Annotated in this window: 20 protein-coding genes; 12 read left to right on the plus strand and 8 right to left on the minus strand. The window is 59.3% G+C overall.

Translation table 11 applies throughout. The features are described 5' to 3' along the window. The first annotated feature begins 150 nt into the window (after nucleotides 1-150). Complete coding sequence (trmB, locus tag QRN85_RS22395) at nucleotides 151-849, plus strand: tRNA (guanosine(46)-N7)-methyltransferase TrmB (protein ID WP_284760159.1); 699 nt, start codon at nucleotides 151-153, stop codon at nucleotides 847-849. A 3-nt stretch (nucleotides 850-852) separates the two neighbouring features. On the opposite strand, the gene QRN85_RS22400 is transcribed toward trmB, so the two are convergent. Beyond that, on the minus strand, nucleotides 853-1,752 hold the full coding sequence (locus QRN85_RS22400) for a ribokinase (RefSeq protein WP_113098490.1): 900 nt from the start codon (nucleotides 1,750-1,752) through the stop codon (nucleotides 853-855). 61 nt (nucleotides 1,753-1,813) lie between these two features. Beyond that, complete coding sequence (locus QRN85_RS22405) at nucleotides 1,814-3,013, minus strand: DNA recombination protein RmuC (RefSeq protein ID WP_062587415.1); 1,200 nt, start codon at nucleotides 3,011-3,013, stop codon at nucleotides 1,814-1,816. Nucleotides 3,014-3,160: 147 nt separating this feature from the next. On the opposite strand from QRN85_RS22405, the gene def reads away from it, so the two are divergent. Genes def through truA form a run of 3 tightly spaced genes read left to right on the plus strand, consistent with a single transcriptional unit; the run spans nucleotide 3,161 to nucleotide 5,460 of the window. Then, entirely contained in the window at nucleotides 3,161-3,673 is a 513-nt protein-coding gene (def, locus tag QRN85_RS22410; RefSeq protein ID WP_112963295.1) for a peptide deformylase, read from the plus strand. 48 nt (nucleotides 3,674-3,721) lie between these two features. Continuing rightward, nucleotides 3,722-4,657, plus strand: a complete 936-nt coding sequence (gene fmt / locus QRN85_RS22415) for a methionyl-tRNA formyltransferase (protein ID WP_284760161.1) — start codon at nucleotides 3,722-3,724, stop codon at nucleotides 4,655-4,657. Then, nucleotides 4,657-5,460, plus strand: a complete 804-nt coding sequence (truA, locus tag QRN85_RS22420; RefSeq protein ID WP_284760163.1) for a tRNA pseudouridine(38-40) synthase TruA — start codon at nucleotides 4,657-4,659, stop codon at nucleotides 5,458-5,460. Before fmt ends, truA begins: the two co-directional genes overlap by 1 nt. Before the next feature lie 18 nt (nucleotides 5,461-5,478). On the opposite strand, the gene QRN85_RS22425 is transcribed toward truA, so the two are convergent. The 3 genes from QRN85_RS22425 to dapD are packed head-to-tail and all read right to left on the minus strand — an operon-like array spanning nucleotide 5,479 to nucleotide 8,127. Next, nucleotides 5,479-6,075 (minus strand): hypothetical protein, encoded by a 597-nt coding sequence (locus QRN85_RS22425; RefSeq protein WP_062587422.1) that lies wholly within the window; start codon nucleotides 6,073-6,075, stop codon nucleotides 5,479-5,481. After that, nucleotides 6,062-7,255 (minus strand): succinyl-diaminopimelate desuccinylase, encoded by a 1,194-nt coding sequence (gene dapE / locus QRN85_RS22430; protein WP_113092036.1) that lies wholly within the window; start codon nucleotides 7,253-7,255, stop codon nucleotides 6,062-6,064. The genes QRN85_RS22425 and dapE overlap by 14 nt, the downstream gene beginning before the upstream one ends. A gap of 17 nt (nucleotides 7,256-7,272) precedes the next feature. Continuing rightward, nucleotides 7,273-8,127: a 2,3,4,5-tetrahydropyridine-2,6-dicarboxylate N-succinyltransferase gene (dapD, locus tag QRN85_RS22435; protein ID WP_284760165.1), complete on the minus strand. Its 855-nt coding sequence runs from the start codon at nucleotides 8,125-8,127 to the stop codon at nucleotides 7,273-7,275. Between the two features lie 137 nt (nucleotides 8,128-8,264). Between dapD and QRN85_RS22440 the strand changes: the two genes are divergently transcribed. Then, entirely contained in the window at nucleotides 8,265-9,125 is an 861-nt protein-coding gene (locus QRN85_RS22440) for an LOG family protein (RefSeq protein ID WP_502870828.1), read from the plus strand. Between the two features lie 82 nt (nucleotides 9,126-9,207). Here the strand turns inward: QRN85_RS22440 and QRN85_RS22445 are convergent, their stop codons facing one another. Next, on the minus strand, nucleotides 9,208-10,152 hold the full coding sequence (locus QRN85_RS22445) for a nucleoside hydrolase (RefSeq protein WP_062587428.1): 945 nt from the start codon (nucleotides 10,150-10,152) through the stop codon (nucleotides 9,208-9,210). A gap of 180 nt (nucleotides 10,153-10,332) precedes the next feature. Here QRN85_RS22445 and QRN85_RS22450 point away from each other — a divergent pair, with 180 nt between their 5' ends. Both QRN85_RS22450 and QRN85_RS22455 read left to right on the plus strand, forming a co-directional pair. After that, the gene (locus QRN85_RS22450) at nucleotides 10,333-10,758 is read left to right on the plus strand and encodes an Hsp20 family protein (protein ID WP_062587430.1); all 426 of its coding nucleotides are present in this window, start codon (nucleotides 10,333-10,335) and stop codon (nucleotides 10,756-10,758) included. Between the two features lie 57 nt (nucleotides 10,759-10,815). Continuing rightward, nucleotides 10,816-11,073, plus strand: a complete 258-nt coding sequence (locus QRN85_RS22455; RefSeq protein WP_062587710.1) for a BQ00720 family protein — start codon at nucleotides 10,816-10,818, stop codon at nucleotides 11,071-11,073. Nucleotides 11,074-11,171: 98 nt separating this feature from the next. Here QRN85_RS22455 and QRN85_RS22460 read toward each other — a convergent pair whose 3' ends face one another. Beyond that, nucleotides 11,172-11,807 carry a trimeric intracellular cation channel family protein gene (locus QRN85_RS22460; protein ID WP_122069693.1) on the minus strand — a complete coding sequence of 212 codons (636 nt, stop codon included), beginning with the start codon at nucleotides 11,805-11,807 and terminating at the stop codon, nucleotides 11,172-11,174. A gap of 135 nt (nucleotides 11,808-11,942) precedes the next feature. Here QRN85_RS22460 and QRN85_RS22465 point away from each other — a divergent pair, with 135 nt between their 5' ends. Next, complete coding sequence (locus tag QRN85_RS22465; protein ID WP_162726635.1) at nucleotides 11,943-12,416, plus strand: hypothetical protein; 474 nt, start codon at nucleotides 11,943-11,945, stop codon at nucleotides 12,414-12,416. Nucleotides 12,417-12,429: 13 nt separating this feature from the next. On the opposite strand, the gene QRN85_RS22470 is transcribed toward QRN85_RS22465, so the two are convergent. After that, the gene (locus QRN85_RS22470) at nucleotides 12,430-13,137 is read right to left on the minus strand and encodes a YoaK family protein (RefSeq protein WP_112963301.1); all 708 of its coding nucleotides are present in this window, start codon (nucleotides 13,135-13,137) and stop codon (nucleotides 12,430-12,432) included. A gap of 146 nt (nucleotides 13,138-13,283) precedes the next feature. Between QRN85_RS22470 and hutC the strand changes: the two genes are divergently transcribed. The 4 genes from hutC (at nucleotide 13,284) to QRN85_RS22490 (ending at nucleotide 16,750) form a co-directional block, all read left to right on the plus strand. Next, a complete protein-coding gene (gene hutC / locus QRN85_RS22475) occupies nucleotides 13,284-14,018 on the plus strand; it encodes a histidine utilization transcriptional repressor HutC (protein ID WP_113098560.1) in 735 nt (244 codons plus the stop codon). Between the two features lie 178 nt (nucleotides 14,019-14,196). Continuing rightward, nucleotides 14,197-15,330 (plus strand): tonB-system energizer ExbB, encoded by a 1,134-nt coding sequence (gene exbB, locus QRN85_RS22480; RefSeq protein WP_502870823.1) that lies wholly within the window; start codon nucleotides 14,197-14,199, stop codon nucleotides 15,328-15,330. 2 nt (nucleotides 15,331-15,332) lie between these two features. After that, nucleotides 15,333-15,827, plus strand: a complete 495-nt coding sequence (gene exbD, locus QRN85_RS22485; protein ID WP_122069595.1) for a TonB system transport protein ExbD — start codon at nucleotides 15,333-15,335, stop codon at nucleotides 15,825-15,827. Next, nucleotides 15,824-16,750 carry an energy transducer TonB family protein gene (locus QRN85_RS22490; protein WP_113098486.1) on the plus strand — a complete coding sequence of 309 codons (927 nt, stop codon included), beginning with the start codon at nucleotides 15,824-15,826 and terminating at the stop codon, nucleotides 16,748-16,750. Before exbD ends, QRN85_RS22490 begins: the two co-directional genes overlap by 4 nt. Nucleotide 16,751: the final 1 nt, after the last annotated feature.

Raw genomic sequence — 16,751 nt, forward strand, 5'->3', positions numbered from 1 at the left:
GAGCAGGCATGCGCGTGCACCCGGACGCGCATTGCCATCCAAGGCTTGTCAATCAGCGTCGATTGAGAGATACGGTCTGAACGTTTTGAACCCGCACGGCGCGAAAAACAAGCGCCGTGCGGGTTATCCATTTGTCTGAGAGTGTTGGAAATGACGGAAGAGCGGCGTTCACGCGCAACGGAAGCGTTTTTTGGAAGGCGTAAGGGCAAGCCGCTGCGCAACCAGCAGGTCGATACCATCGAGACCCTTCTGCCGCTTTTGAAGGTGGATCTGGCGACGCAGCCGCCCAAAAACCTCGCCGCTCTCTTTCCCGCCGATGTGAAATCCATTCGCCTCGAAATCGGCTTTGGCGGCGGCGAGCATCTGGTTCACCGCGCGTCCGAAAATCCTGATACCGGCTTTATCGGCGTCGAGCCCTTCGTCAATTCCATGGCAAAGCTTCTTGGCAGCGTGCGTGAGCGCGAGCTGATGAACATCCGCCTTTACGATGATGATGCGACGCAGCTTCTGGACTGGCTGCCGGATGCCTGCATTGACCATATCGATCTGCTCTATCCCGATCCATGGCCGAAGAAGAAGCACTGGAAGCGGCGCTTCGTCTCTGACGTCAATCTGGCCCGCTTTCACCGTGTGCTGAAACCCGGCGGCAAATTCTGCTTCGCGTCAGATATCGACACCTACATCAACTGGACGCTGCAACATTGCGCCGCCCATGGCGGTTTCGAGTGGACAGCGCAGGTGTCTGCCGACTGGACGACGCCGTTCGATACATGGCCGGGCACGCGCTATGAGAACAAGGCGAAGCGCGAGGGTCGCAGCTCCGCCTATCTCACATTCATCCGAGGCTGAGCGTCAGATTTTCGCATCCACCTCTGATGCGACCGGAATGGATGGCTGTGCGCCTTCCCGCGTGCAGGCGAGCGATCCGGCGACGGCTGCGCGGCGAAGCGCCGCCTCGAAATCGAGACCTGCATCGAGGCTGGCGGCGAGATAGCCGCAGAATGTATCGCCCGCACCAACCGTATCGACCGGCTCGATCTTCAGGCCCTTGGCCCGGACCAGCTTGCCATTGCGGATGGCGATAACGCCTTCTGCTCCCAGCGTGACGATAAGCGTCTGGCCGGTCTCGTCATGAAGGGCGGCAAGTTCCTTCTCTCGCTCACCGGACGACAGGTCGCTCTTGCCGATCAGCAGTTCGAATTCGGTTTCGTTGGCAATCACGATATCCGCCATCCGTGACAGACGCTGAGCCTGCGACGTCAGCGGTGCCGTGTTGATGATGGTCGTCACACGCTTTGCCTTGGCGGCTTTCAAGGCAGCTTCGATGGCCTGTGCCGGTATTTCAAACTGCAGCATCAGAATGTCGCCAGCCGCCATTTCAGAGACGGCACGGTCGGCATCGCTCTCCGAGACCTCGCCATTGGCCGCGGGAATGACCGAAATCATGTTCTCGCCGCCCTCACCGATGAGGATGACGGCGGTGCCGGTGGGCTCGGCGACGGTCTTGACGAGTGCGAGATCGGCCCGCGCGTCCCGCAACAATGTGAGGGCGGGTGCTGCAAAAGCATCGTCGCCGATGGCGCCCGCCATCTTCACGGTAGCGCCGGCGCGCCGCGCAGCCAGCGCCTGGTTTGCGCCCTTGCCGCCTGCGGCGGTGGAGAAGGTCTTGCCCGTCACGGTCTCACCGGGCTTCGGCAGGCGGTCGGAAATGGCAACGAGGTCCATGTTGATGGAGCCGAAAACTGTGATCATGCGGGTTGTTCCGAAATAAGGATTAAGCGAGTTGGAATGAGCGCAGACTTTGCCGAGTGGATCACTCGTCGTCAACCACTCTCAGCTTCGCCACATTGGAGCGGCCCTCGGCCAGACGGCGCAGCTGCTCGGCCTCGATATGGGCGATCTCCTTCTGGGATGGCGAAAAATCAAGGCTCTCGATTTTCACGCCGCGTGCCAGAACCTTTTCCGAAGAGGTCAGCATCATATCCACGTCCTTCTGCGCCAGCCCGAAATGGGCTTGCAGCTTGCGGGTTCGCTCATCCAGACGGCGTACATCATCCATCAAAAGCGCGACTTCGCCCTGAATGAGATGCGCCTGCTCGCGCATTCTCTGGTCTTTGAGAACGGACTGAATGACCTGTACCGACAGCATCAGCAGGGAGGGGGACACGATGACGACGCGGGAGCGGTGCGCGCGCTGCACCAGCGGCTCGAAATGCTGGTGGATGTCGGCAAAGATGGATTCCGATGGCACGAAGATGAAGGCCGTATCCTGTGTCTCGCCGGAAATCAGATATTTTTCAGCCACATCGCGGATATGCACTTCCATGTCGCGACGGAACTGCTGTGTGGCCGCACGCTTGGCCTCGGGCGCATCGTCGGCCTTCAACGCATTCCATGCCTCGAGCGGAAATTTCGCGTCGATGACGAGCGGAGGCGCGTTGTTGGGCATCCTGATGGTGCAATCGGGCCGGAAGCCGTTGGAGAGCGTTGGCTGCAACTGATAGGATCCTGATGGCAGGGCATCGGCAATCAGGGCTTCCATGCGCGCCTGCCCGAACGCGCCCCGCGTCTGCTTGTTGGAGAGAATGGCCTGCAGCCCGATCACGTCCTTGGCGAGATCCTGAATATTGCCCTGCGCGGCATCGATGACCGCGAGCCTCTCCTGCAGCTTGCTGAGGTTCTCATGCGTGGAGCGCGTCTGTTCCGTCAGCGTTGAGCCGATCCGCTGCGACATGCCATCGAGCCGCTCGTTCAACGTCTGGCTCATTTCGTTCTGGCGCGCGCTCAAGGTTTCGGTCATCGCGGCGATACGACCGTGAAGCTCAGACTGCGTTCTCAAGAGTTCGGTAATCTCGTCGCGGGATTGATCGACCGGCGGCGGTTGGCGGCGCCAGGCGAAGATTGCGGCGACAAGACAGCCCGCCACGACGATGCCGAGCAAAGCACCGACCGATATCTGGAGGTTACCGAGACTGAAAGCTGTGGTACCAAATGCGGCAAGATCAATGTTCATGAGCAAATCTAACAGATTTCCGGTGATTCGTAAGATCAAACCAAGAACATTTATCGGGCCGAAATGAGTCCTGACCTGCCTGCAAAACAGAATCTCCGGGCCTCTATTTTTTGTTTCCTAGAAAGATGAGATGGGTTATGGGAAGCCATGACCATCAAACCGCTCATTATTCTGCCTGATCCTCTGTTGCGCGAGAAATCCAAGCCTGTCGAACAGGTGGATGCCGAGATCGTGCGTCTTGCCGACGATATGCTGGAAACAATGTATGATGCGCCCGGTATTGGCCTGGCTGCCATCCAGATCGGTGTTCCCCGCCGTATGCTTGTCATCGACATTTCCCGCGAAGACGAGGAAAGAAAGCCGGTTGTCTTCATCAATCCGGAAATCCTCAAAGTCTCCGATGATGTTTCGACATATGAAGAGGGCTGTCTTTCCATTCCCGACTACTATGCCGAGGTGGAACGACCTGCCGCACTGACCGTTGAATATATCGACCGGGACGGCAAGAAGCAGACAGTGGAAGCGGACGGCCTGCTGGCCACCTGCCTCCAGCATGAGATCGACCATCTCAATGGCGTCCTGTTCATCGATCATATTTCCCGGTTGAAGCGGGATATGGTCATCAAGAAATTCACCAAAGCGGCCCGCGCAAAAATCTAGGTCTCCGGCTGAAGGTTGGACGTGCGGCCGGCAGGGCAGGGGACGAACATGTCATTGCGCATCATTTTCATGGGCACACCGGAATTCTCCGTTCCCACCCTGCGCGCGCTTGTCGATGCGGGTCATGATATTGCCGCTGTCTATACGCAGCCACCAAGGCCCGGCGGACGTCGCGGACTGGATCTGCAGAAATCCCCCGTTCATCAGGCTGCCGAATTGCTCGGCCTTCCTGTTCTGACGCCCCCTAATTTCAAGGCTGAAGAGGACAGGGCGGAATTCAAGGCATTCAACGCGGATGTCGCGGTGGTTGTCGCCTATGGGCTGCTGCTGCCCGAAGCGATTTTGAGCGGAACGCGCCTTGGCTGTTACAACGGCCATGCATCACTCCTGCCGCGCTGGCGCGGCGCTGCTCCCATTCAACGCGCCATCATGGCAGGCGATACCGAAACCGGCATGATGGTGATGCAGATGGAAAAGGGGCTGGATACCGGCCCCGTTGCGCTGACCGCGCATGTCGCCATCGAGCCGAACATGACGGCTGGCGAATTGCATGACAGCCTGATGCTGGCAGGTGCGCGGCTGATGCGTGAAGCCATGCTGAAACTGGAAGATGGCGATCTGCCGCTGACACCCCAGGCGGAAGACGGCGTTCTCTACGCTGCCAAGATCGACAAGGCCGAAACGCGCATCCAGTTTTCCCGGTCAAGCCAGGATGTGCACAATCATATTCGTGGCCTCTCGCCCTTTCCGGGCGCTTGGTTCGAGATGGAGATTGGCGGCAAGCCGGAGCGGGTCAAAGTTCTGGCAACGGAGATAGCGAGCGGCATGGGTGAGGCCGGTTCCGTGCTGGATGATGCCCTCACCATCGCTTGCGCAAGCGGGGCGGTGCGGCTTCTGCGGCTGCAAAAGGCAGGCGGCAAGCCGATGCTGGCTGCAGATTTCCTGCGCGGCACGCCCGTCTCCGTCGGAACGAGGCTCGGCTGATGCCACGCTTTCGCATGACTGTCGAATATGATGGCTCGCCCTATTTCGGCTGGCAGAGGCAGAGCAATGGGCCATCGGTTCAGGGTGCGCTCGAAGCTGCCGTTTTGTCGCTGACGAAGGAAAGCGTCAGCTTTCGCGGTGCGGGCCGTACCGATTCCGGTGTCCATGCGAAAGGGCAGGTCACGCATGTCGATCTGTCGCGGGATTGGGAACCCTACAAGCTGCGCAATGCGCTGAATGCCCATCTTGCCATGGCGGGTGAGGCCATATCGGTTCTGGATGTCGACGCCGTCACGGAGGATTTCGACGCGCGTTTTTCCGCCTTGCGCCGTCACTATCTCTACCGGATCATCTGCCGCAAATCACGGCTGGCGCTGGAACACAAGCGGGCCTGGTGGGTATCGAAAGACCTCGATCATATCAGAATGCATGAGGCGGCCCAGGTGCTTGTCGGGCGGCATGATTTCACCACCTTCCGTTCCGTGCATTGCCAGGCCAACAGCCCCGTGAGGACGCTCGACCGTCTGGATGTGACCCGCGATGGCAACCTGATCGAGATACGCGCGACGGCGCAAAGCTTCCTGCACAACCAGATCCGGTCCTTTGCCGGCACGCTGAAGCTTGCGGGTGAGGGAGCGATGAGTGTCGATGACGTCGCAGCAGCGCTGGAAGCCCGCGACCGCAAGGCCTGCGGTCCGGTGGCGCCACCGGATGGGCTCTATTTCATGCAGGTGGATTATCCTGACGTAATACCGCAGCGTCTGCCAAGAACGGAGACGGCGGTTGCGGACGGCGATCTGTGATGATCGCCCGTGTAAGCCTCAGCTCGGATAGACGCCAAGGAACCGTTGCAGCAGTTCCGACAGGATCATGCCGGGAATGAGCAGCGTCATGACGACGGCTGCGACCAGCAACGGCTGATCGCGTATGAAGAACTTGACGATGCGCGAAAAGCTGAAGACCAGCATCAGCAACAGGGCAAACCACAGGATCGCAACGATGCCCTGCAAACGCGGCAGGAACAGCGCAATCAGGATCAATGTTGCATAGCCGTAGGAAAAAGGAAGCGACAGCCAGTTGGCGACCACGACCAGCGCGTTGAACTTCTGCTTTGCGCCATAGGCAAGCAACAGAATCCCGATCAGGATCAGCGGCACCATCCAGCAGATGGCCTCGACCATCGCAAGGCGCAGGAAAAAGATTCCGCCGGTTCCAAGACCTCGCGGCAGCGTCGCGACATAGGCTTCATGCCACCAGTACCAGGACAGCGCCATGGACGGCAGGCACCAGAGCGCGGCATAGAAGGAGCGGAACATGCCGCGTTCCGTCAGGTCAAGCAGGCGTCCGCCTGCGGGATCTCCCAGGAACAGCAGCCACAATCCCCGAAGATAGAGAGAGACTTCACTAGCTGACGGCATGGTCGAACCAACGCTCGATGAAGGTTTGATAGATGCGGGTCAGCGTTTCCAGGTCTTCAACGGCCACGCGCTCATCCACCATATGCATGGTCTGGCCGACAAGGCCGAATTCCACCACAGGGCAATAATCCTTGATGAAGCGCGCATCCGATGTGCCGCCCGTTGTGGACAGCTTCGGCTCTTTGCCAGTCACCGCAGCCACGGCGCCGGACAGGGACGATATCAGGGCATTGTTGCGCGTGAGGAAAACATGCGATGGCCGATCCGCCCAGACCAGATCATATCTGACGGGAGAACGGTCCGGCCGCAGGTCGCCTGTAGCGGCGGCTTCATCGAGACGGCGGATGATTTCCGCGCGCAGGGTCTCCGCCGTCCATGTGTCGTTGAAGCGAATGTTAAAGGCAGCGGTTGCTCTGGCGGGAATGACGTTGGTCGCCGCATTGCCGGTATCGACCGTCGTTACCTCCAGATTGGACGGCTGGAAGTTGTCCGTGCCATTGTCGAAGGCCGGGCTCATCAATGCATGGGTCAATTGCAGCAATCCGCGCACGGGATTGTCGGCAAGGTGCGGATAGGCCGCATGGCCCTGAACGCCGTGAACCGTGATGTGGCCCGAGAGCGATCCACGCCGGCCGATCTTGATCATGTCACCGAGCTGATCGGGATTGGTCGGTTCGCCAACCACGCAGGCATCCCAGGTCTCACCTTTGGCGGCGGCCCATTCAAGCAGCTTGGAGGTGCCGTTGATGGACGGGCCTTCCTCGTCGCCGGTAATCAGGAAGGACATCGAACCCTTCGGCTGCCCGTGTTTTTCGATATGGCGGGCAATGGCTGCGACGAAGCAGGCGATACCGCCCTTCATGTCGACGGCGCCGCGTCCGAACATGTCTCCGCCAGCGATCTCTGCCGCGAAAGGCGGGTGGCTCCAGGCCGCCTCATCTCCCACCGGCACCACGTCGGTATGGCCCGCAAACATGAGATGCGGACCTTCGCTGCCGATGCGGGCGTAAAGATTTTCGACGTCGGGCGTGCCTTCCTCCGTCGCCGTCATGCGCTCAACGGCAAAGCCGAGGGGAGTGAGCAGGCTCTGAAGCAGAGCAAGCGCGCCACCCTCTGCGGGCGTTACCGAGGGGCAACGAATGAGAGCGGCCAGATTGGCGACGGGATCGGTGGCATTCATGCGTCGGTCTACTTCCCTTAGTCGCGCAGCAACTCGTTGATGGCGGTCTTGGAGCGCGTCTTCTCATCGACGGTCTTGACGATGACGGCGCAGTAGAGGCTTGGGCCCATTTCGCCATTCGGGAAGGGCTTGCCCGGCATGGTGCCAGCGACAACCACGGAATAGGGCGGCACTTCGCCATAGGTAATGGAGCCGGTGGCGCGATCGACGATCTTGGTGGACTTGCCGATGAAGACGCCCATGCCGAGAACGGCACCTTCGCGAATGATGCAGCCTTCAACCACTTCGGAGCGTGCGCCGATGAAGCAATTGTCCTCGATGATGGTCGGGCCCGCCTGAAGCGGCTCAAGAACGCCACCAATGCCGACGCCGCCGGACAGGTGAACATGCTTGCCGATCTGTGCGCAGGAGCCAACGGTTGCCCAGGTATCGACCATGGTACCTTCACCCACATAGGCGCCGAGATTGACGAAGGATGGCATCAGTACGACATTCTTGCCGATGTAGGCCGAACGGCGAACGACAGCATTGGGCACGGCCCGGAAACCTGCGCCGCGGAACTGGTTTTCGCCCCAGTTCTCGAATTTGGAAGGCACCTTGTCCCACCATGTGGATTCACCCGGACCGCCGGTCACGATTTCCATGTCGTTGAGACGGAAGGACAGAAGCACGGCCTTTTTCAGCCATTGATTGACCTTCCAGCTACCATCGGCCTGCCGTTCGGCAACGCGTGCTTCGCCGGTATCGAGAAGGTTCAGAGATGTTTCGACGGCCTCCCGAATTTCACCCTTGGTCGAGAGATTGACGCTATCACGATTATCGAATGCGGTTTCGATGATGCTTTCAAGGGAGCCATGTTCCAGGTTGCTCATGAGAATTCCTTAAACTTCGATGACTATCGTCAATGCTGGGAAACATCCGCACCGCTGGCCGGACATGGCCAACTGCTCTAAGCGAGTGTTCGAAGGGCGTCAATGTGATTTGGCGCGGGCATATGAAAGGCATGACGATGGCGAAATTGAAAAACGGCAAATTGCGGCGCAAGGACGGTGTCTGGGATCCGTTGAAGCGCAGTTCCGACGACAAGCAGAGCGCTGAAGGCATCCCCAAGACGCCACAATCGGATTCGCCATCCTATCGTCTTGCCTTCAACGATCCCGATTTCCTTTGCCGCGAGGAATTGCGTCCGGTCAGGCTGCAGCTGGAGCTCCTGAAAACGGAAATGATGCTGGCCGAAAGGGGCATCAAATCGACCGTGGTCATGTTCGGCGGTGCCCGCATTCCCCAGCCCGGCGGCGAGGCTTGGGCGGCGCGCAATGAAACGCAGCGCAAGAACCTCGAAGCTGCATCCGTCTATTATGATGAGGCCCGCAAATTCGCCAAGCTCTGCGCAACCGAAGCACAGAAATACGACCACCGCGAATATGTCGTCGTGACCGGCGGTGGCCCGGGCGTCATGGAAGCGGGCAATCGCGGTGCATCGGAGGCGGGCGCGCCCTCAATCGGCCTTAACATCCTGCTGCCGCATGAGCAGGCGCCTAATCCCTATGTCACGCCGGAACTCAGCTTCAACTTCCACTATTTCGCCATCCGCAAGATGCATTTTCTCATGCGCGCAAAGGCCATCGTGGTCTTCCCCGGCGGGTTCGGCACAATGGATGAGCTGTTCGAAGCGCTGACGCTGATCCAGACCAAGCGCATGGCGCCCATTCCGCTGGTCCTGTTCGGAGAAGCCTTCTGGCGCTCCGTCATCAACTTCAAGGCGCTGGCCGATTTCGGAACCATTGCGCCTGAGGACATGGAGCTTCTGCATTTTGCCGAAACGGGTGATGATGCATGGAAGGTGATTGCCGATTTTTATGAGCTTTGAGTGAGGCGCTCCTTTGCCTCCCTCAACCAGCACATGATCGCAATGGACCCCGGCCCAAGGCCGGGGTGACGGAAGAGACCAATCAGATCCGCGCAAAACGCTCTGTCAGAAGCGCAAAGAAGCCATCGGCATTGACATCCCGCATCACGCGGGCATTCGGCTTGCGGCCCGTTACCTTCCACCAATCGACAACCGTCATGCCGATGGTGAGCTCAGAGTTCACCTCGATCTCGACATTGCAATCGCGACCATCGAACAGGTCCGGCTTGATGAGATAGGCAATGACGGTGGGGTCATGCAGCGGACCGCCATCCGAGCCGTATTTTTCGATGTCGAAACGCTCGAAGAATTCCAGCATCTCGGCCATGGCAATGGCCGGACGGGTGCCGATATCGCGAATGGCTGCCACGCGGGTCTTGGTGGTCAAGAGCTTGTGGGTCACGTCGAGCGGCATCATGACCAGCGGAATGCCGGAGCGGAACACGATATCTGCGGCCTGCGGATCGACATAGATGTTGAATTCGGCAGCGGGCGTGATGTTTCCGCCCTCGAAAAAGCCGCCGCCCATCAGCACCAGTTCCTTGACGCGCGGGGCAATATCGGGTGCCTTCTGCAGGGCGGTCGCGATATTGGTCAGGGCACCCAGCGTGCAGAGCGTGATCGTGCCTTCGGGTTCGCGACGCAGGGTTTCGATGATGAAGTCAACGGCGTGTTGGCCCTGAGCCGTCATTGTCGGCTCAGGCAGGACAGGGCCATCGAGACCAGTGCTGCCGTGCACATGTTCCGCCGTGATCGGATCACGCACCAGCGGGCGGGCGCAGCCTTCATAGACAGGGATTTCGGTGCGGCCGCACAGTTCCAGAACGATGCGGATATTGCGGCTTGTCAGCTTCAGCGGCACGTTGCCAGCGACCGCGCAAAGACCGAGGATCTCGATCTCTTCCGGACTGCCGAGCGCCAGCATGATGGCAGCCGCGTCATCCTGACCTGGGTCGGTGTCGATAATGATTTTTCGTCGCTCGGTCATGATTTTCCCGTTTCTGATGAACTGCCTTTTCAGGCTTGTTTTTAGAGCTTGTCAAGCTTGCGACCATGGCAACTTTTCGCACGTCGGCGTTCTTGCGCTGCAAAATTTGCGTTACCATATTCAGGAAAGCTGCCGCAAACGGGGCTGACGATCGTCGCTTGGATACAAGGACTGCGATATATGAGCCGCATGACACCCTTCACACACCCGCTGATGCTGGGTTTCGACGCCATGGAAAAAACGCTGGAGCGAATGGCCAAGGCGAATGATGGCTATCCTCCCTATAATATCGAGCGTCTTGCAGCCGAGGGTGACAGCCCTGAGCGCTTGCGCATTACCATCGCGGTCGCCGGTTTTTCCGAAGAGGATCTGGAAGTAACGACAGCCGACAACCAGCTGGTCATTCGTGGACGCCAGCAGGAACAGGATGCCCGTGACTATCTCTACAGGGGTATCGCTGCGCGGCAGTTTCAACGCGTCTTCGTTCTGGCTGATGGTATGCAGGTCAATGATGCGCGTCTGCGCAACGGCCTGCTGTCCATCGATCTGACGCGGCCAGAAATCTCCAACGTAGTGAAGAAAATTAACATTTCCGTCTCACACTAGGATTCTGCAGGCAAGTGCCGCATCGCGGCGCAGCGGCTGATGAATGTGGAGGCTGAGATGCTTTTAAAAGAAGCGCATGCGCGTTTGACCAAATCCCAGTTGGCTCATATCGGGGCAGGTGAAGTCGGATATATCCGGAAAATGCGCGCCGAAGAAGTGAACCGCTGTTTTCCCGAAGCGCCCAATATCGATCCGGGTCTTGATCTCTGGGCTCTGTTCGGCGCGGATGGCACGCCAATTCTTCTGACGGACAATCGGTCGAGCACCTTCTTCAAGGCCGCCGAAGACGAGCTGCGCACCATCAGCGTCCATTGATGGCGCTACCAGCGCAAGATGCCCGACACGCCGGGCGGCAGCGCTAAAACAATCGATGTTTTCACGAAAGGCGCCGAAGGGCGCCTTTTGCATTTTCATCACATGACATCTTCCGGCGGTCTTCCGGGGCGGGCACGATAGCGCGGGAAGGTCCAGCCGAAGATCAGCGCACCGCTTCTGATGGCAAATGCGGTCAGAACACCTGCTGCTGAAGCAATCAGAAGCGGCAGGCCGATGGCATGGGCGGCGGTAAAGACGCAGGCTCCCATCAGGGCGCAGCTGATATAGACCTCGGGCCTGAGGAGAACGGATGGTTCACCGGCAAGAATGTCGCGCAACACCCCTCCGAATGTGGCTGTCATCGTGCCGGTGACGATGGCGACGGTGGGCGAGCCCGTAACGGCAAGCCCCTTGGCTGCGCCCATGACGCAATAGGCCGAAAGGCCGATGGCATCGAGCCAGATCAGCAGGCGGTAGCGGGATTCGAGAAGGTGGGCCGTCAGATAGACCAGCCCTGCAATAGCAACGCACACCAGAATATAGGTTGGATTGACCACCCAGAAAACCGGCGCGCGCCCGAGAACGAGGTCACGCAGCGTGCCGCCGCCAATGCCGGTGACGGCTGCAAAGAACAGGAAGCCGATGAGGTCGAGCTGTTTACGCGACGCGGCAAGCGCGCCCGTTGCGGCAAATACCGCCACTCCGGCATAATCGAGAAAGGCCAGAAGGGTCACGAAAGGCACTCCTCGAAAGTTGCCGCGCGGTCAGTGCCGCGCAAGGGCCAGAACTTAATGTCCATCGCCGGTTCAATATATGTCGTTGCTCATGCTTCGGCATCCATAGCGGAAACAGTCCCAAAGGAAAATGCCGTGAAACGCCTTCTCATCACAACACTCCAGGCTCTGGTGTTTCTTGCCGTGCCTGTCGTCTCTCTGGCCCAGCAACAGCTGGTGACCGATCCTGAGATCTATGAGAAGGACCATTTCCGCTCCGAGTGCAAGGTCGCTGAATTCGGCGAAGGCTTCCTGACGCGGCTGGACATCAACAATGATGGCCTGATGGATGCGGTCACCAATCGCGGCGAACTGACCTGCGATGGCGAAAAGGCCCGCAGCTGCAACGAAGACGGCTGCCCCTTCAATTTTTATGTGCAGGTCAAGGAAGGCGGTTATCTCATGATCGCGACCGCCACGATCTACAGCTATGACTTCGTTCAGCGGTTCGGCAATATGGTCTTCGTCCTGAAAATGCATCCCCGCTATTGCGAACGCACCGACAGCGCGCCTTGCGAGATGACAGTCCGCGTTCGCGGGACCAACTTCGTGACGATTTCCAAGAAATAGCGTGGCAGAAGGGTCAGTTCACCCGTCTGATGGTGACGTTCTGATTGTACCTGCGCCGCAGTGAGCGGGGCATGAAACCGGTGGCAGCGGCGACGGCAAACACCGCTGCGCTGACGGCGGCAAGAGCGACCGCCGGGTAACTGCGTGCCACGATAGCGCCGCACACCGCACCCGTGATCATGCCGAGCCATGGCACGATCTGTATCGTCCAGTCGATTTTTCTTTCGCCGAGCATGAAGCGGCCAATTCCGCGTCCGAAACGGGAGAGCGCACCGGTGACGTAGGTCAGGCCGATCGGCAGTCCTTCGATATGCTCCACGGCAGCGTTGATCATGCCCATGGCAAAGACGACGATACAGAACTGGATGATGCTCATATCCGTCTGCTGCAGAAGGGCGGCGAGGCCGAGCAGAGCGCCAACTGCGCACAACACGTTGAAAATGCGCCGGTAACTCCTGTGGGCGATGACGATGCCGCCTGCATTTCCCGCGACAAAAGCAAAGATCGCCGCAAACAATGTTGCGGCGTGGGTATAATCGCCCGATTGGAGCGACAGGGCAGCGCGGGTGGTGTTTCCGGTCATGAAGGACACGAAATCTCCCGACATGGTGAGGCCAATGGCATCCGTCATTCCCGCGATAAAGGAGATGGCCGCTACCAGAGCAATGCCGGTCGCGGTGCGCCTTGCGCGAATGATCTTGCGCCGTTTCTGTCTCGTCATCGAAATCCCGCATTCTGGCTCAGCCTGTATACCGGATTGTAGGCCTGCCAGATTTCCGCCCCGTTAAGACCGAGGCTGCGGCGACGCCATATGGCTATGCGCTGTTGAGGGTGATATCACGCCCGGCAGGAAACAGGATGAGCACCATGGACAAAGCCCCGCGCGTTCAGGAGAAATCGCTGCATGAGCGTATTCTCGGAGACATCGAAGGCCGTATTCTGTCCGGCGAGTGGGCCCCGGGCCACCGCATTCCCTTCGAGCATGAACTGACGCAGGAATATGCGTGTTCGCGCATGACGGTGAACAAGGCGATGGGCGAACTCGTCAAAAGAGGCTTGATCGAACGCCGTCGCCGTTCCGGCAGTTTTGTCACCCAGCCGCACGCTCAATCCGCCGTGCTCGAGATTCATGATATCCAGCGCGAGGTTCAGGCGCTTGGCCTCAAATATCTCTACCGGCTGGACAATCGGCAACTGCGCAAGGCAACGGCGGACGACAGACGCCTGCTGGAGATCAAGCCGAATGCGCCTGTTCTTTCGCTTCTGTGCCGCCATTATGCAGCCGATGTTCCCTTTTGCCTGGAAGAACGCATCATCAATGTCGCGACCGTGCCGGAAGCCAGTGATGCTGATTTCTCCGAGGTCGGGCCGGGGTCTTGGCTGCTGAAGATGGTGCCGTGGAGCGCCGCCGAACATCGTATTCGCGCCGTTGCAGCAGACAAGAGCGTTGCTGAGGCGCTTGCCATACCGACCGGCTCGGCCTGTCTGGTCATCGAGCGGCGGACCTGGAACGGGCAGAACTACATTACCCATGTTACCGTGACATATCCCGGCGATCGCCACGAACTGGTGGCGCAATTCATGCCATCACAGCAGATGTGATCTCCTCCGTAAACTTTCTGCCTAAAAGAAGAGTTTACAGCACATGTTTTTTGCGGTGTATTAGTTGCCAATCTAACTCAACTTTGTTAGCGGCTGTCAACAAGCGCGATCCGATCAAGATTGCGAGCTTTGGCCGCAGAAGATCGGCACCTTGTTACGGACATCCGGGAATAGCATGATGGCAACTGAAAATCTCACCCTTTCGTTGAACAAGCTGAGTGTGCAAGGCAACCGGCGCAGGGGAAAAACAATTCTGCTGTCACTGGCTCTGAGCATGTACGCGGCAGGTGCCTTTGCCCAGGCAACGCCGGCTCCGCAAGGCCAGACCGCGCCCGCCACGCAGGAGGCTGCCCCGCAAGGCCAGGCCGCGCCCACTACGCAGCAGGTTGCCCCGGCTTCGCCCGTCCAGCCGCAGCAACCGGCGGCCGCACCTTCCGCAACCGACACGCAGACCCAGCCACCCGCTCCCGCAAGCAGCACGACGCCAGCAGAACAGCCGGCGCCCGTTGTCGAGAACCAGCAACCCGTTCAGCCAAGCCTTGCAACTGCAGAGGAGCAAGCATCCGGCAGCCCACAGCAACGGACGGATATACCCCATAACCTGTCCCCCTGGGGCATGTTCATGGCGGCCGACTGGGTGGTCAAGGGTGTCATGATCGGGCTCGCGTTTGCCTCGCTCATCACCTGGACCGTCTGGGTGGCAAAAACGATTGAGCTGGCTGGCGCGCGCATTCGTGCTGGCTCGACATTGAAGATCGTCCACAAGGCGAAAACATTGTCCGAAGCGACGGATGCCGTCGAGAAAAAGGGCGGACCTGCGGCTCTCATGCTGCGCATGGCGACCCACGAGATGCACCTGTCCGATGCTGTTGTCGACCATACCGACGGTGGCGGCATCAAGGAGCGTGTTTCCTCCGTTCTGTCGCGCATCGAGACCCATGCGGGCCGCCGCATGTCCCGTGGAACGGGTGCTCTTGCAACAATCGGTTCAACGGCACCCTTCGTCGGTCTGTTCGGTACGGTCTGGGGCATCATGAACTCCTTCATCAGCATTTCCGAATCGCAGACGACCAATCTGGCGGTTGTTGCTCCCGGCATCGCCGAAGCGCTGCTGGCAACCGCCATCGGTCTTGTCGCGGCCATTCCTGCCGTGGTCATCTATAACGTCTTTGCGCGGTCCATCACCGGCTACCGGCATCTGCTGGCCGATGTCGCGGCAGGCGTCGAGCGTCTTGTCAGCCGTGACCTCGATTTTCGCCGTATTCCGCCGGGAACATCCGTCAAGCCAGCCGTTTCGCTTGTGGGACGCTGATCATGGCGGGTGGAATTCGCGAAAGCGGTGGGGACGAACTGTCTGAAAACCACGAAATCAACGTCACGCCTTTCATCGATGTCATGCTGGTTTTGCTGATCATTTTCATGGTCGCTGCACCATTGGCGACCGTCGACGTGAACGTCGATCTGCCGGCCTCCTCCGCAAAGCCGGCGGAACGGCCGGATGAGCCGCTCTACCTGACGGTCAAGAACGACCTGTCGCTCAACATCGGCAATGACCCGGTGGCACGGGAGGCGCTGGGAGCACGTCTCGATGCGCAGACTGGCGGCAACAAGGATACACGCATTTTCCTGCGGGCCGACAAGGCCGTCGATTACGGGCATTTCATGGAAATCATGAACATGCTGCGTGATAACGGCTATCTCAAGATTGCGCTGGTCGGTCTTGAGAATGCAGCAGCGGCCAATCCGTCCGCGACGCCATCCTCAACCGTGCCCGCGACCGCCCCCGCCCCTGTCGGAGCGACGCCATGACCGAGGCCTCTTTTCCCCGTTCCGGTCGCTCCCGGTTGGGAGAAGTTGCACTCTGGACGGTGGCCGGTGTTCTTACGCTCTCCGTCCATGCGGGCGCCGCCTATTACCTGATGCAGGAGCCACCCGTGCCCGAAGCCGATGGTGGCCCGCCTGCCGCCATCATGATCGAGCTCGCCGCCCTTCCAGAGGCTGTCGAAACCGAGGAAACGGTGGAAACAACCGATCTGGAAGACGCTCAGGAGGTCAAGAGCGAGGTTCAGGAGAAGGTGGAAGAGGTTCCGCCGGAGGAAACGCCACAGCCAGAACCCGTGGTCGAAGAAACACCGCCGGAGCCCGAACCCTTGCCTGAACCACCGCAGGAGGTTGTCGAACCTCTGCCTGAGGAGGTGCCTGAACCGATCGAGGAAATCGATCCTATTCAGGAGCAGCAGATGGCGGCGCTTGAAAATGTCGAGGTTCCACTTCCTGTCCTGCGTCCACCTCCGCCTCCGGCTGAGAAAAAAGTGGAGAAGAAGGACGAGCCTGAAAAGAAAAAGGTAGAGCGTCCAAAGCAAACGGCACAGCCGCAATCGCCCTCGATGGAAAAGGCAAAGGTCGAAACGACGCAGTCGAACCGTACTGCTGCCGCACGCACCAGTTCGGGCTTTTTCTCGTCATCCATGACGCCAGCGAAATGGGAATCGAGACTGGTTTCGCATATCAGGCGCAAGAAGCCTCGCGAGATACGTGGAAACGATGCCAGGATCACCGTCGCATTTCGGGTCAGCGATAATGGATCCCTGAATTCCATCCGGCTTTTGAGGTCGACTGGAGACGCATCGCTCGACCAGCAGATCGTCGCGTGGATCGAGCGGGCCTCTCCGGTTCCTGCACCGCCTCCCGAGGCCAGCCGAAGCGTGACCCTGCCGATTGAGATCAAGTAGA

This window comes from Agrobacterium sp. fls2-241-TYG-188a, assembly GCF_030209845.1.